This window comes from Amycolatopsis sp. GM8 (genome assembly GCF_021653975.1).
In the GTDB taxonomy this organism is placed as follows: Bacteria; Actinomycetota; Actinomycetes; order Mycobacteriales; family Pseudonocardiaceae; genus Amycolatopsis_E.
On the sequence record NZ_JAJKFK010000004.1, the window covers coordinates 854,189 to 866,658 of the forward strand.

The window sequence follows — 12,470 nt, forward strand, 5'->3', positions numbered from 1 at the left end:
CGCGATGACCCGCACCTGGGCCGGCACGACGCTCGACGACCGCAGGGCCGCCCGGCGCGCGCGGCTGCTCGCGGCCGGGCTCGACCTGCTGGGCACGGGCGGCAGCGGCGCGGTCAGCGTCCGGGCGGTGTGCCGGCGGGCGAAGCTCACCGAGCGGTACTTCTACGAGAGCTTCACCGACCGCGAACAGCTCGTCGTCGCGGTCTACGAGGACGTCGCCGAGCAGCTGCGCCAGGCGCTGATCGACGCGGTGCCCGACACGCGCGCCGAACCGGCCGCACGTGCCGAGGCGGCGGTGACCGCGGCCGTCGAGCTGATGGTCGACGACCCGCGCAAGGGCAGCGTGCTGCTGCTCGCCCCGGTCACCGACCCGGCGCTGTCCGCGCGCGGGGTGGCCCTGCTGCCCGCGTTCGCCGCGCTGGTCCGCGAACAGCTGCCGGCCCGGCTCGCGGCCGACGAGCGCGAGATGACCGCGCTCGGGCTCGTCGGCTCGCTGTCGAACCTGTTCACGGCTTACCTCGCGGGAACGCTGAAGGTGAGCCGGGCCAGACTCATCGCCCACTGCGTCCGGCAGCTGGCACAGGCCGGTTCCTAAGCGGCGTCGCGCTCGGCCACGATCTCCAGCGCGATGTCGATGATCATGTCCTCCTGGCCGCCGACATAACGCTTCGCGCCCACCCGGTACAGGATCTCGTGCGCCGGCACGCCGTAGCGTTCCGCGGCGCGCTCGGCGTGCAGCAGGAAGCTCGAGTACACCCCGGCGAAGCCCTGCACGATCGACGAGCGGTCCATCACCGGCAGCCGCGTGATGTACGGCTTCACCACGTTCTCCGCGGCGTCCATCAGGATGTCCTTGTCCACACCCGTTTTCACGCCGAGCCGCTCGAACACCGTCGCCAGCACCTCGGTCGGCGAGTTGCCCGCACCCGCGCCGAGCGCGACGAGCGAACCGTCGATCTGCCGGGCCCCGGCGCGGTAGGCGAGCACCGAGTTGGCCACCCCGAAGCTCATGTTCTGGTGCCCGTGATAGCCGACCTGTGCCTGGTCGCCGAACTCGGCGGCGAGTGCCTCGACGCGTTCCGAGGCATCCTCGAGGATCAGCGCGCCCGCGGAGTCCACAATGTACACACACTGGCAGCCGGCGTCGACCATGATCCGGCCCTGCTTCGCCAGCGCGTCCGGAGTGGACATATGCGACAGCATCAGGAACCCGACGGTCTCCAGCCCGAGCTTGCGCGCCTCGGTGAAGTGCTGGATCGAGATGTCGGCCTCGGTGCAGTGGGTCGCGATGCGCACCGCGCCCGCACCGAGATCGGCGGCGGCCTTCAGGTCCGCCACCGTGCCCAGGCCCGGCAGCAGCAGCACCGCGATCTTCGCGTGCTTCGCCTCGTCCACCGCGGCCGCGATCAGCTTCCGCTCGTCCACGAGCGAGAACCCGTAGTTGAAGGTCGACCCGCCGAGCCCGTCGCCGTGGGTCACCTCGATCAGCGAGACACCGGCGGAGTCCAGCGCCCGCACGGTGTCGCGCACGTTCTCCTCGGTGAACTGGTGCGCCATCGCGTGGCTGCCGTCGCGCAGGCTCGTGTCGACGATCCGGACCTCGCGCTCGACGTTGTCCCAGGTCATGCCGCCACCTTCTTCTGTGCCAACAGTTCTCCGACCCGCGCGGCCGCGGCGGTCATGATGTCGAGGTTCCCGGCGTACGGCGGCAGGTAGTCGCCGTTGCCCGCCACTTCGAGGAACACCGCGACGCGGGCCTGCCCGTTCCAGCCGGGCCGCGGTTCGTCGTACTGGGGCGCCGCCTTGAGCGCGTAGCCCGGCACGTACTCCTGCACGGTCTTGACCATCCGCTCGATCGACGCGGTGATCGCGTCGCGGTCGGCGTCCGGGGCGATCGCGCAGAACACCGTGTCCCGCATGATCATCGGCGGGTCGACCGGGTTGATGATGATGATCGCCTTACCGCGCGCCGCGCCACCCACGACCTCGATCGCGTGCCCGGTGGTCTCGGTGAACTCGTCGATGTTCGCGCGCGTGCCGGGACCCGCCGAACGCGACGAGATCGACGCGACGATCTCGGCGTAGGGCACCGGGGTCACCTGCGAGACGGCGTTCACGATCGGGATCGTGGCCTGCCCGCCGCAGGTGATCATGTTGAGGTTCGGCACGTCCAGCTGTTCGGGCAGGGTGACCGCGGGGCAGGTGAGCGGCCCGACCGCGGCCGGGGTCAGGTCGACCGCCTGGATGCCGGCCTCGGCGTAGCGCGGCGCGTTGGCCAGATGTGCCTTCGCGGACGTCGCCTCGAAGACCAGTTCGGGTTTTTCCGCCTGGGCGAGCAGCCAGTCCACCCCCTCCGCGGAGGTCTCCAGGCCCAGCCGCGCGGCGCGCGCGAGCCCCTCGGACGTCGGGTCCACCCCGACCATGTAGCGCACGTCCACGTATTCGCTGCGACGGAGCTTGGCGAGTAGGTCGGTACCGATGTTGCCCGGACCGACGATCGCCGCGATGGCTTTCCTCATGGCTTTACGGTCCGCCCGGGGATAGGGCACACTCAACTTATGTGTGCCGCTGAGCGGAACGGTGAGGACGCCGCCGGACTGACCGCCAGCCGGATCGCCGCCCTGCTGGGCGCGTTCGGACCTGGCGAGGAGTTCCTCGGCGTGTCCGAACTCGCCCGCCGGACCGGGATGCCGAAGTCATCGGCGCACCGGCTGATCGGGCATCTCGTGCACGAGAACCTGCTCGAACGGGAATCCGGCGTGGTCCGGCTGGGCATCCGGCTGTTCGAGATCGGGCAGCTCGCGGCCGCGCGGCGCGGGCTGGTCGACGCCGCCCGCCCGTACCTCGCGGACCTGCGCGAAGCCACCCGCAACACAGTGCATCTCGCGGTCCTCGAAGGAACCGAGGTGGTTTACCTGGACATCGTGCGCGGCCCGGACGCGCCCGCGCTGCCCTCGCGCATCGGTGGGCGATTTCCCGCCCATGCCACGGCCGTTGGAAAAGCGATACTCGCGCACTCTCCCGGTCCGGTGCTCCAGGCGGTAATCTCTGCGGGCCTGCCCCGTATCGGTCCGCGCACACTCACCGCGCCGGGCCTGCTGCGCAGGCAGCTGACCAAGGTGTGTGAGGAGGGCATTGCGTACGAGCGAGAGGAATCCGGTACCGGCGTCATCTGCGTCGCGAGCCCGGTGCTCGACCGGTCGGGACACGCGCGCGCGGCGGTTTCGATCTCCGGCTGGAGCAATCGGGTACGCGCCGAGCGGGTGGCTCCCGCGGTCCGGACCACTGCCCTTACGCTGTCCCGCACACTCCCTTAACAGCCAGTGCACGCATCGTCGGCCACCATCGTCGCGATACGGACACTGATCAGGTTCGCGCCAGGCGAAACGGAGGACACCCGTGATCGGCCAGACCACCCAGGTGGACGACCTGCGGCTCGTCGCGCTGCCCAGTGCCGTCAACTGTGCCGAGATGTTCGTGCGCTTCGCGCTCGCCGAGTGGCGGCTCCGCGAGCTGATCCCCGAAGCCACCCGCATCACGCGTCACCTGGTGTCGGCGTCCGTCGAGGGTTCGAGGAGTACCTCCCCCCGGTTTCTGACGGTGCGGCTGCGGCTGCACGGTGACGCGCTGGTGATCGAGCTGGACGACGATCTGCGCGGTGAGCCGCCGGAGCTGGCGGGCGCGCAGATCAACGCCGTGACCCTGCCCGGCGCTCGCCGCAACGTGTGGTCGGAGCTTCCGCTGCCGACGGGCATGTCCGCCGCGGCGGTGCCGCTGCCGCAGCGCGCCCCGAACCGCGCCCAGGCCGCTGCTCCGGCCCCGGAGTACGCCCCGGAGCAGCCGCGGGTGGACGCCGATTCCCAGATCCTGCAACGGGTTCTCTACGGCTTGAACCGCGGCAACGGCCGCGGCTGACCGAAAAGTTTCGAACGGCGATTCTCAGGCGAGGCCGCGGATCGCGCGCGCCGGCGGGCGGTCGCCGTCGATCGCGGCCACCATCTCCAGCACCCGCCTGGTCTGGCGGACCTCGTGCACCCGGAACACGCTCGCCCCGTCGCGGGCGGCGAGCGCCGTCGCGGCGAGCGTCCCGTCGAGCCGCTCGTGCAGCGGGACGCCGAGCGCCTCCCCCACGAAGTCCTTATTGGACAGTGCCATCAGCACGGGCCAGCCGGTGTCCGCGAGCGTCGCGGCGTGCCGGAGCAACGCGAGGCTGTGCCAGGTGTTCTTGCCGAAGTCGTGCGTCGGGTCGATCAGCACCCCGGCTCGCGGCACCCCGAGCGCGACGACCTTCTCCGCGCGGCGGGTGGTCTCCTCGACGACCTCGTCCACCAGATCCTCGTAGCGCACCCGGAACGGGCGCGTACGCGGCACAGCTCCCCCGGTGTGCGAGCAGACGTAGCCCGCGCCGAACTCGGCGGCCACTTCGGCGAGCTTCGGGTCGGTGCCGGCCCAGGTGTCGTTGAGCAGGTCGGCGCCGGCCTCGCAGGCGAGCCTGCCCACGTCGTGCCGCCAGGTGTCCACGCTGATCACCAGGTCCGGATGGCGGCGACGGATCTCCGCGACGAACGGCACCACCCGGCGGATCTCCTCGGCGACGTCGACGTCCGCGCCCGGACCGGCTTTCACGCCGCCCACGTCGACGAGGTCGGCGCCGTCGGCGACCGCGCGGTCCACCGCCGCGAGGGCCTTGTCGTCCGCAAAGGACGCACCCTTGTCGTAGAAGGAGTCGGGGGTACGGTTGACGATCGCCATCACCAGCGCGCGGTCACGCACCAGCGGGCGGCCACGGAATTCGAGTTCGACACGGGACACGGTCTCATCATGCCTGCCGCGCCCGGGACGCGAGAACGGCCGTTATAGCCTAAGTTCCTCAGGGAGACCCGAAGGGGGTGCGTGCGGATGGCGACTCGCCACGCGGGACCGGCGGAAACCCACAGCAGGGAACGGTTTCTCCAGGCCGCGCTGAACGTCCTCGTCGAACAGGGCGTGGCCGGACTGACCGTACGCGGGCTGGCGGGGGCGGCGGGCAGTTCCACCATCGGCGTCTACACGCGATTCGGCGGCCGGACGGGCGTGCTGGACGCGTTGTACGAGCGCACCTTCGAGCTGCTGCACGACGAGCTGGGGCAGCTGCCCCCGGTCTCCGGTGACGCGCTGCCGGATGTGCTCGCGTTCGGCCGGATGTACCGCGAGTTCGCGCTGGAGAGCCCGGCCCGGTACGCGTTCATGTTCGAGCGGGCGGTGCCCGGCTACGACCCGGATCCCGATCTGCGGATGCTCGCCCAGCGCGACACGTACGACCAGCTGGTGGCGCGGGTGCGCCCGGCGGTCCGGTCGGCCGGGGACGCCGAGCGGGCCGGGTATCTCATGTGGACGACGATGCACGGGCTGGTGAGCATGGAGCTGACCAACCGGGCGCGGACACCCCCGCCGGGCTGGTTTCTCAAGCCGGGCAACGATTCCTACGCGGAGATCTTCTACGAGGGCATCGTCGCGACCCTCACCGGCCTGTCCCCCTGCGACGACCGCTGACCACCGGCCACAACGGAAAACCCCCGGCTCCCATCAGGAACCGGGGGTTTTCCCTCAGCTGACTAGCGCGGGCTACGTCACGAACGCAACCACAGCGGGGGTCCAGGGGGCTCGCCCCCTGGCGGGGGTTTGGGGGTTCGACCCCCAAAAGACACCGTAAAGCCGGAGGCGGCGAGCTGCCTCGGGTGCGGGTGCCCCGCAAGACACTGCGCGAGCACACGCCGCCCCATCAACCGGCTTTACGCACCGCCCGAGAGCTTCTCGCGCAGGGCGGCGAGCTGCTCGTCGGAGGCGAGGGTGCCACCGCTCGGCTTGGCCGAGTTCTCCGGCGCCGAGGAGCTGTAGTTCTGCTCCCCGCTACCACCCTCGACACCGGTCGCGGCGTCGGCGGCAGCGGCGGCGTCGGCCTCCGCGGCCTTGGCGACCTGGCGCATGTGCGCCTCGTAGCGGGCCTGCGCCTCGGCGTACTGGCGCTCCCACTCCTCGCGCTGCTTCTCGAACCCGTCCTGCCACTCGTTGGTGTCGGGGTCGAAGCCCTCGGGGTAGATGTAGTTGCCCTGGTCGTCGTACTCGGCGGCCATGCCGTACTGGGTCGGGTCGAACTCGGTCTCCGCCGTCATGCCCTCGTTGGCCTGCTTCAGCGACAGCGAGATGCGGCGCCGCTCGAGGTCGATGTCGATGACCTTGACCAGGACCTCGCCGCCGACCTGCACGACCTGCTCCGGGATCTCCACGTGGCGCTCGGCCAGCTCGGAGATGTGCACCAGGCCCTCGATGCCCTCCTCGACGCGGACGAACGCGCCGAACGGGACGAGCTTGGTGACCTTGCCCGGCACGATCTGGCCGATCGCGTGGGTGCGGGCGAACTGGCGCCACGGGTCTTCCTGGGTGGCCTTCAGCGACAGGGACACGCGCTCGCGGTCCATGTCGACGTCCAGCACCTCGACGGTGACCTCCTGGCCCACCTCGACGACCTCGCTCGGGTGGTCGATGTGCTTCCAGGACAGCTCCGAGACGTGCACCAGGCCGTCGACGCCGCCGAGGTCCACGAACGCGCCGAAGTTGACGATCGAGGAGACGACACCCTTGCGGACCTGGCCCTTGGCGAGCGCGTTGAGGAACTCGCTGCGCACCTCGGACTGGGTCTGCTCCAGGTACGCCCGCCGCGACAGCACCACGTTGTTGCGGTTCTTGTCCAGCTCGATGATCTTGGCTTCGAGCTCGCGGCCGACGTACGGCTGCAGGTCGCGCACCCGGCGCATCTCGACCAGCGAGGCGGGCAGGAAGCCGCGCAGGCCGATGTCGAGGATCAGGCCGCCCTTGACGACCTCGATGACGGTGCCCTTGACGGGCTCGTCCTTCTCCTTGAGCTCTTCGATCGTGCCCCAGGCGCGCTCGTACTGCGCGCGCTTCTTGGACAGGATCAGCCGGCCTTCCTTGTCCTCCTTCTGGAGAACGAGGGCCTCGACCTCGTCACCGACGCTGACAACCTCGCCGGGATCGACATCGTGTTTGATCGACAGCTCACGCGAGGGGATCACACCCTCGGTCTTGTACCCGATGTCGAGCAGCACCTCGTCACGATCGACCTTGACGATGGTGCCTTCCACGATGTCGCCATCGTTGAAGTACTTGATCGTCTTGTCGATCGCCGCGAGGAAGTCTTCCTCCGACCCGATGTCGTTGATTGCGACCTGCTGGGCCTGCGGCTCGGTCGTCGGGACGGTGGTGGTGTCGGTGGTCATTAGGTGGGTTGCTCCGGTAACGGCTTGGGAATAGTGGGTGTGCAGTTTGCTTGGCGCGGCGAGTGCGACGACGGCAGACTGACCGGCAAACGTCCATGCGAACGGCCGCGAGCAGCACCGCCGACGGTGCGCGACCCGGAACCCGGCTTGAGCTGTGCCGGGAGGAAGGTAGCGCGAACCCACTGCGCTGGAGTTATCGTACGCGGCGGGGTGTATGCGGCACAAACAGGGTCACCTGGCCCCGGCGCGATGCCGGGCTGGGTGAGAATGCGACCGTGACGCAGGACGATCGGATGGGTGACTCGGCCGAGCACCGGCTGGGCACCGTGGGCATCGCCCACCGCGCGGTGGGTTCGCGGGAGGCCGTCGCGGCCAATCTGGCCTGGTGGGACGCCGATGCCGACGATTACCAGGCCACCCACGGCGAGTTCCTCGGGGATGCCGACTTCGTCTGGTGTCCCGAAGGGGTGCGCGAGGCCGACGCCGCCCTGCTGGGCGACGTGCGGGGCAAGCGCGTCGTGGAGATCGGCTGCGGTCAGGCCGCGTGCGCGCGCTGGCTCGCCACAACAGGCGCGTACGCAGTGGCTTTGGACCTGTCCGGTGGGATGCTTCGTCATGCGAAAGAAGCCAACGCCCGCACGGGAATCGATATTCCTTTGATACAGGCGAGCGCCGAAGAGCTGCCGCTGGCGGCCGGAACCATGGACCTGGCGTGCTCGGCGTTCGGCGCGCTGCCGTTCGTCTCCTCGCCCGAGACGGTGTTCGCCGAGCTGCACCGCGTGCTGCGCCCGGGCGGACGCTGGGTGTTCGCCGTGACCCATCCGATGCGCTGGATCTTCCCCGACGATCCCGGCCCGAACGGGCTGACCGCGACCCAGCCGTACTTCGACCGCACGCCGTACGCCGAGATCGACGCCGATGGCCGGGCCACCTACGTCGAGTACCACCGGACGCTCGGCGACTGGATACGCGCGCTGACCGCCGGCGGGTTCGTCCTGGAAGATCTCGTCGAGCCCGAGTGGCCGGCCGGGCACACGCGCGTCTGGGGGCAGTGGAGTCCCTTGCGCGGCAAGCTTTTCCCGGGCACCGCGATCTTCGTGACGCGCCGGGCGGACCCGTGATCGGCGAGCGGCTGCTCGCGGCGCAGCGCGCCCGGTTCGCCGCCGCCGACCCGCTCCTGCCGATGCCGGCGGGGCCGCCCGACGGCGAGCCGCTGACGGCCGCGACCGCGTCCGGCGAGCAGGTCGCGGGTGTCGTGCAGACCAAGACCCACGCGCCGGGCACGCTCGACCTGCTGTGGTCGGCGCAGCGGGTGTGGCAGCTCTTCCCGTTCCCCGGCGAGACCGGCACCGAGGGGATCGACGCGCTGCTGCGCGCGTGGCGGCACGCGCTGGACGCCGAGTCGCCGGGCCCGGACTCCGCCTGCACCGTGACCTGGCCGAGCCGGGACGCGCCCGCGATCCGCGCGTTCCTGCGGCACGGCCTGGTGCCGATCTCCGTGCTCGCGATCCGCACCGCACCGCCCGCGCCCGAGATCCCGCCGGCGGACCTGACCGTGCGGCTCGCCACGCCCGAGGACTTCGAAGAGGTGCTCGCGCTGACCAAGGCGACCTTCGACTACACGGCGCTGGTGACCTCGCACGAGCGGCCGGACGCCGTGGAGCTGATGACGCCGCAGCTGAAGCGGAACCTCGCGGCGCGCGCGCCGATCTGGCTCGCCGAGACCGGCGGGGTCGCGACGGCGATCGCGGACTGCGGCTGGGTGGAGTCCGCGCCCGGGACGTGGGCGGCCGAGCTGCTGCCGCTGGGACGCTGGGGCTACGTGAACAACGTGGCGACCCGGCCCGGCGCGCGCGGCAACGGGATCGGCCGCGCGCTGATGTCCACGGTGCACCGTGATTTCGCCGCCCGCGGCGCGGTGGGCACCTACCTGTACTACAACCCGACCAACCCGCTGTCCTCGGTGTTCTGGCCCCGGCAGGGCTACCGTCCACTGTGGACGTTCTGGGAGGTTCAGCCCGCGTCGGCGTTGCGCTGACCACATCCGGGCCGTCCCGAGTTGCGAGGTACCACCGCACGTCGTAGCTTTTGTACTGACCAGTCAGTTCAAAAGGGGGGTATCCGTGCGGGTGAACGCCGACCGCGTGACCATCGCCGGGCCACATGGTCCCGTACTGGCGCCGACTTCGCTCGTCGTGAAGGACGGCGCGCTGGAGTTCGTGCACGGCGAGCCCGGTCCGGGCGTGACTGCGTTCGGCCTCGCGCTGACCGGGCGGATGAAGCCGAGCACCGGCACGGTCACCGTCGACGGCGAGGCGGACGACGCCAAGCTCCGGCAGATCACCGCGGTGGTGGACGCGCCCGGGGTCAGCGAGCCCGACGAGGCACTGCCGTTGCGCGTGGTCGCCGGCGAGGAGCTGGCGCTCGGCCGGCGGCCGGCCGGGAAACGGGACATCGCCCGCTGGCTCGCCGAGCACGACGCGGCGGGGCTGGCGAACGTGCGCGTCGATCAGCTCGGCGCCGCCGTGCGCACCCGCCTGCTCACCGAACTGGCCGCGTGCCGCGACGGCGTGCGGATGCTCGTGCTCGACACCCCCGACCGGCACACCAGCGAGGTCGAGAGCTGGTCGGCGCTCGCCCGCGAGCACGCCGAGCGCGGGCTGGCGGTCGTCGTGCTGACCGCCACCACTCCCGTGGCCGTGCTGCCCGGAACCCCCACCCGGATCGGAGCGGACTCGTGACCAGCTTCCGGATCGCCGCGGGCGAGCTGCGCCGGCTCACCGCGGGCACACTGCCCAAGCTCGCGATGGCCGCACTCGTGCTGGTGCCGCTGCTGTACGCGTCGTTCTACCTCTACGCCAACTACGACCCCTACAGCCGGCTGTCCAAACTGCCCGCCGCGATCGTCGACTCCGACACCGGCGCGCAAGGCCGCGACGCCGGCCGCGAGGTGACCGGCGAGGTGGTCCGCTCCGGCACCTTCGGCTGGCACGAGGTGTCCGCAGCGGACGCCGACCGAGGCGTGCGGGACAGCAAGTACTCGTTCGCCATCACGATCCCGCCGGACTTCTCCGCCGCGCTGTTGTCGAGTGGGAACTTCACCCCGCAGCAGGCGACGATCCGGCTGACCACCAACGACGCCAACAACTACCTGTCGCACACGATCGCGAACCAGGTCGCCGAACAGATCCGCGGCACGATCGCGGAGAAGGTCGGCGCGGAGGCGGCGAACCGGTTCCTGATGGGGTTCTCGACCATCTACGGCAAAACCCAGGACGCGGCGAACGGCGCCGCGCGACTGGCCGACGGCGCCGGCAGACTCCAAAGTGGACAGGCACAGCTGGCGGACGGCGCGTCCCGGCTGGCGACGGGAAGCACCCAGCTCGCGTCCGGCCTCGGCACGCTGAAGAACAGCACGGCGGCCCTGCCGGGTCAGACCCGCCAGCTCGCGGACGGCGCCGCCGAGGTCTCGGCGGGCAACGCGCAGGTCGCCGCTCAGGGTGCCGCGATCGCCAGCGCGTCGACCGATCTGCAGAGCACGTTGAACAACGCCGACACCCAAGTCGCGCAACGACTCCGGGCCGGCGGGGCGACGGAAGACCAGGTACAGCAAGTGCTTTCGGTGCTGCACGACCTGCGCTCGCCCGTCGACCAGGCGAACACGAAGATCCAGACCGCGTCCGGGCAGCTGAACCAGCTCGCGGACGGCTCCCGCCAGGTGGCCGCCGGCGCGTCCGCCCTCGCCGCGTCCGCACCGCAGCTAACCAACGGCATCGCGCAGGCCTCCGACGGCGCGAACTCGCTGTCGTCCGGCGCGGCCCAGCTCGACAGCGGCGAAAAAACCGCGCTGGACGGCACGAACCAGCTCTCGGCGGGCGCGAACCAGTTGCGGGACGGGCTCAACGAGGGCCTGAAGCAGATCCCGAACCCGGACGACCCGCAGCGCGCCGCGACCGCGGACACGATCGCCGACCCGGTGACCGTCGACTCGGCCGGGCTCGCGTCCGCGGGCACCTACGGCGCCGGGCTCGCCCCGTTCTTCATCGCGCTGGCGACCTGGATCGGCGCGTTCGTGCTGTTCCTGTTGCTGCGCCCGCTCTCGGCCCGCGCGCTCGCCGCCGGGGTGGCGCCGCTGCGGGTCGCGATCGGCGGCTGGCTCGCGGCCGCGGTGCTCGGCATCGCGCAGGTGCTGGTGCTGTTCGGCGCGGTGACCTGGCTCGTCGGCATCCACGTCGCCCATCCGCTCGCCGCGATCGGGTTCGCGATCCTCGCCTCGCTGACGTTCACCGCCATCGTGCACGCGCTCAACGCGATGTTCGGCGCGGTCGGCAAGTTCCTGGGACTCGTCCTCCTGGTGCTCCAACTGGTCAGCGCGGGCGGTACCTTCCCATGGCAGACCCTGCCGGACGCGCTCTACCCGCTGCATCTGGTGCTGCCCATGGGCTATGTCGTCGATGGGCTGCGGCACCTGTTCTACACCGGCGCGTCGCCGCAGAGCCTGCTCGACATCGGGGTGCTGTGCGGCTGGCTGGCCGCGGCGCTCGCGGTGTCGGCGCTCGCCGCGCGCAGGCAGCGCGTGTGGACCGTGTCGAAGCTGAACCCGGAGCTGGCCCTGTGACCTCCCGAGCCGGACGCACCAAACAGCGGCTGTTCGAAGCGACGCTGAAGCTGGCGTCGAGCCGGGGCCTGGTCGGGCTCACGGTCGACGAGATCGCCGCCGAGGCCGGTGTCGCGAAAGGCACGGTGTACTACAACTTCGGCAGCAAGGACCAGCTCATCGACGCGCTCCTGCGCTACGGCGTCGGGCAGCTCGCCGACCGGCTGCGGGCACAGGCCGGGGAGCCAGACCCGGTCGCCGGGCTCGAGTCCCTTGTGGACGAAGGACTCGCGTTCATCGCGGAATACCGGGGTTTTTCGCAGATCCTGGTGAGCGAGATGTGGCGGACACCCGGCCAGTGGCACGAGACGCTGACGCTGCTGCGCGAGGAGATCATCTCGATCGTCGAAGAACAGCTGCGGCGGATCGCGGACGCGGGACGGCTGCCCGAAGGCGTCGAGATCCCGACCGCCGCGGCGGGCCTGTTCGGCACGCTGCTCGTCGTCGCCCTGGACTGGCAGGTGTTCCAGCCGCGGCGCACCCGGGCCGACGTGCGCGACGGGGTGCTCGCCCTGCTGCGCGGGTTCACTCGCTGA

General features: G+C 70.9%; 13 protein-coding genes. 9 read left to right on the plus strand and 4 right to left on the minus strand.

What is annotated here, in order from left to right:
- Positions 1-4: 4 nt before the first annotated feature.
- Positions 5-595 (plus strand): TetR/AcrR family transcriptional regulator, encoded by a 591-nt coding sequence (locus LOZ83_RS22610; RefSeq protein WP_236793186.1) that lies wholly within the window; start codon positions 5-7, stop codon positions 593-595.
- On the opposite strand, the gene dmpG is transcribed toward LOZ83_RS22610, so the two are convergent.
- Positions 592-1,626 carry a 4-hydroxy-2-oxovalerate aldolase gene (dmpG, locus tag LOZ83_RS22615; protein WP_236793188.1) on the minus strand — a complete coding sequence of 345 codons (1,035 nt, stop codon included), beginning with the start codon at positions 1,624-1,626 and terminating at the stop codon, positions 592-594. The genes LOZ83_RS22610 and dmpG overlap by 4 nt on opposite strands.
- On the minus strand, positions 1,623-2,519 hold the full coding sequence (locus LOZ83_RS22620) for an acetaldehyde dehydrogenase (acetylating) (protein WP_236793190.1): 897 nt from the start codon (positions 2,517-2,519) through the stop codon (positions 1,623-1,625). The genes dmpG and LOZ83_RS22620 overlap by 4 nt, the downstream gene beginning before the upstream one ends.
- Positions 2,520-2,558: 39 nt before the next feature.
- Between LOZ83_RS22620 and LOZ83_RS22625 the strand changes: the two genes are divergently transcribed.
- Both LOZ83_RS22625 and LOZ83_RS22630 read left to right on the plus strand, forming a co-directional pair.
- Positions 2,559-3,317 carry an IclR family transcriptional regulator gene (locus LOZ83_RS22625; RefSeq protein ID WP_236793192.1) on the plus strand — a complete coding sequence of 253 codons (759 nt, stop codon included), beginning with the start codon at positions 2,559-2,561 and terminating at the stop codon, positions 3,315-3,317.
- 82 nt (positions 3,318-3,399) lie between these two features.
- Positions 3,400-3,915, plus strand: a complete 516-nt coding sequence (locus LOZ83_RS22630; protein WP_236793194.1) for a hypothetical protein — start codon at positions 3,400-3,402, stop codon at positions 3,913-3,915.
- 24 nt (positions 3,916-3,939) lie between these two features.
- Here LOZ83_RS22630 and folP read toward each other — a convergent pair whose 3' ends face one another.
- A complete protein-coding gene (gene folP / locus LOZ83_RS22635) occupies positions 3,940-4,752 on the minus strand; it encodes a dihydropteroate synthase (protein ID WP_236793545.1) in 813 nt (270 codons plus the stop codon).
- Positions 4,753-4,899: 147 nt separating this feature from the next.
- On the opposite strand from folP, the gene LOZ83_RS22640 reads away from it, so the two are divergent.
- Positions 4,900-5,532, plus strand: a complete 633-nt coding sequence (locus LOZ83_RS22640) for a TetR/AcrR family transcriptional regulator (protein WP_236793196.1) — start codon at positions 4,900-4,902, stop codon at positions 5,530-5,532.
- Between the two features lie 239 nt (positions 5,533-5,771).
- Here the strand turns inward: LOZ83_RS22640 and rpsA are convergent, their stop codons facing one another.
- The gene (gene rpsA, locus LOZ83_RS22645; protein ID WP_236793198.1) at positions 5,772-7,277 is read right to left on the minus strand and encodes a 30S ribosomal protein S1; all 1,506 of its coding nucleotides are present in this window, start codon (positions 7,275-7,277) and stop codon (positions 5,772-5,774) included.
- 293 nt (positions 7,278-7,570) lie between these two features.
- Between rpsA and LOZ83_RS22650 the strand changes: the two genes are divergently transcribed.
- From LOZ83_RS22650 to LOZ83_RS22670, 5 genes are all read left to right on the plus strand, one after another.
- Positions 7,571-8,398 carry a class I SAM-dependent methyltransferase gene (locus LOZ83_RS22650; RefSeq protein ID WP_236793547.1) on the plus strand — a complete coding sequence of 276 codons (828 nt, stop codon included), beginning with the start codon at positions 7,571-7,573 and terminating at the stop codon, positions 8,396-8,398.
- Positions 8,395-9,315: a GNAT family N-acetyltransferase gene (locus tag LOZ83_RS22655; protein ID WP_236793200.1), complete on the plus strand. Its 921-nt coding sequence runs from the start codon at positions 8,395-8,397 to the stop codon at positions 9,313-9,315. The genes LOZ83_RS22650 and LOZ83_RS22655 overlap by 4 nt, the downstream gene beginning before the upstream one ends.
- Positions 9,316-9,400: 85 nt before the next feature.
- Entirely contained in the window at positions 9,401-10,018 is a 618-nt protein-coding gene (locus tag LOZ83_RS22660) for an ABC transporter ATP-binding protein (RefSeq protein ID WP_236793201.1), read from the plus strand.
- Positions 10,015-11,895 (plus strand): YhgE/Pip family protein, encoded by a 1,881-nt coding sequence (locus LOZ83_RS22665; RefSeq protein ID WP_236793203.1) that lies wholly within the window; start codon positions 10,015-10,017, stop codon positions 11,893-11,895. Before LOZ83_RS22660 ends, LOZ83_RS22665 begins: the two co-directional genes overlap by 4 nt.
- The gene (locus LOZ83_RS22670) at positions 11,892-12,470 is read left to right on the plus strand and encodes a TetR/AcrR family transcriptional regulator (RefSeq protein WP_236793205.1); all 579 of its coding nucleotides are present in this window, start codon (positions 11,892-11,894) and stop codon (positions 12,468-12,470) included. The genes LOZ83_RS22665 and LOZ83_RS22670 overlap by 4 nt, the downstream gene beginning before the upstream one ends.

Excerpts from the sequence above, each read along its gene's own strand:
- LOZ83_RS22610 (WP_236793186.1), top strand. The coding sequence starts at position 5 with ATGACCCGCACCTGGGCCGGCACGACGCTCGACGACCGCAGGGCCGCC.
- dmpG (WP_236793188.1), bottom strand. The coding sequence starts at position 1,626 with ATGACCTGGGACAACGTCGAGCGCGAGGTCCGGATCGTCGACACGAGC.
- LOZ83_RS22620 (WP_236793190.1), bottom strand. The coding sequence starts at position 2,519 with ATGAGGAAAGCCATCGCGGCGATCGTCGGTCCGGGCAACATCGGTACC.
- LOZ83_RS22625 (WP_236793192.1), top strand. The coding sequence starts at position 2,559 with ATGTGTGCCGCTGAGCGGAACGGTGAGGACGCCGCCGGACTGACCGCC.
- folP (WP_236793545.1), bottom strand. The coding sequence starts at position 4,752 with ATGGCGATCGTCAACCGTACCCCCGACTCCTTCTACGACAAGGGTGCG.
- LOZ83_RS22640 (WP_236793196.1), top strand. The coding sequence starts at position 4,900 with ATGGCGACTCGCCACGCGGGACCGGCGGAAACCCACAGCAGGGAACGG.
- rpsA (WP_236793198.1), bottom strand. The coding sequence starts at position 7,277 with ATGACCACCGACACCACCACCGTCCCGACGACCGAGCCGCAGGCCCAG.
- LOZ83_RS22650 (WP_236793547.1), top strand. The coding sequence starts at position 7,571 with ATGGGTGACTCGGCCGAGCACCGGCTGGGCACCGTGGGCATCGCCCAC.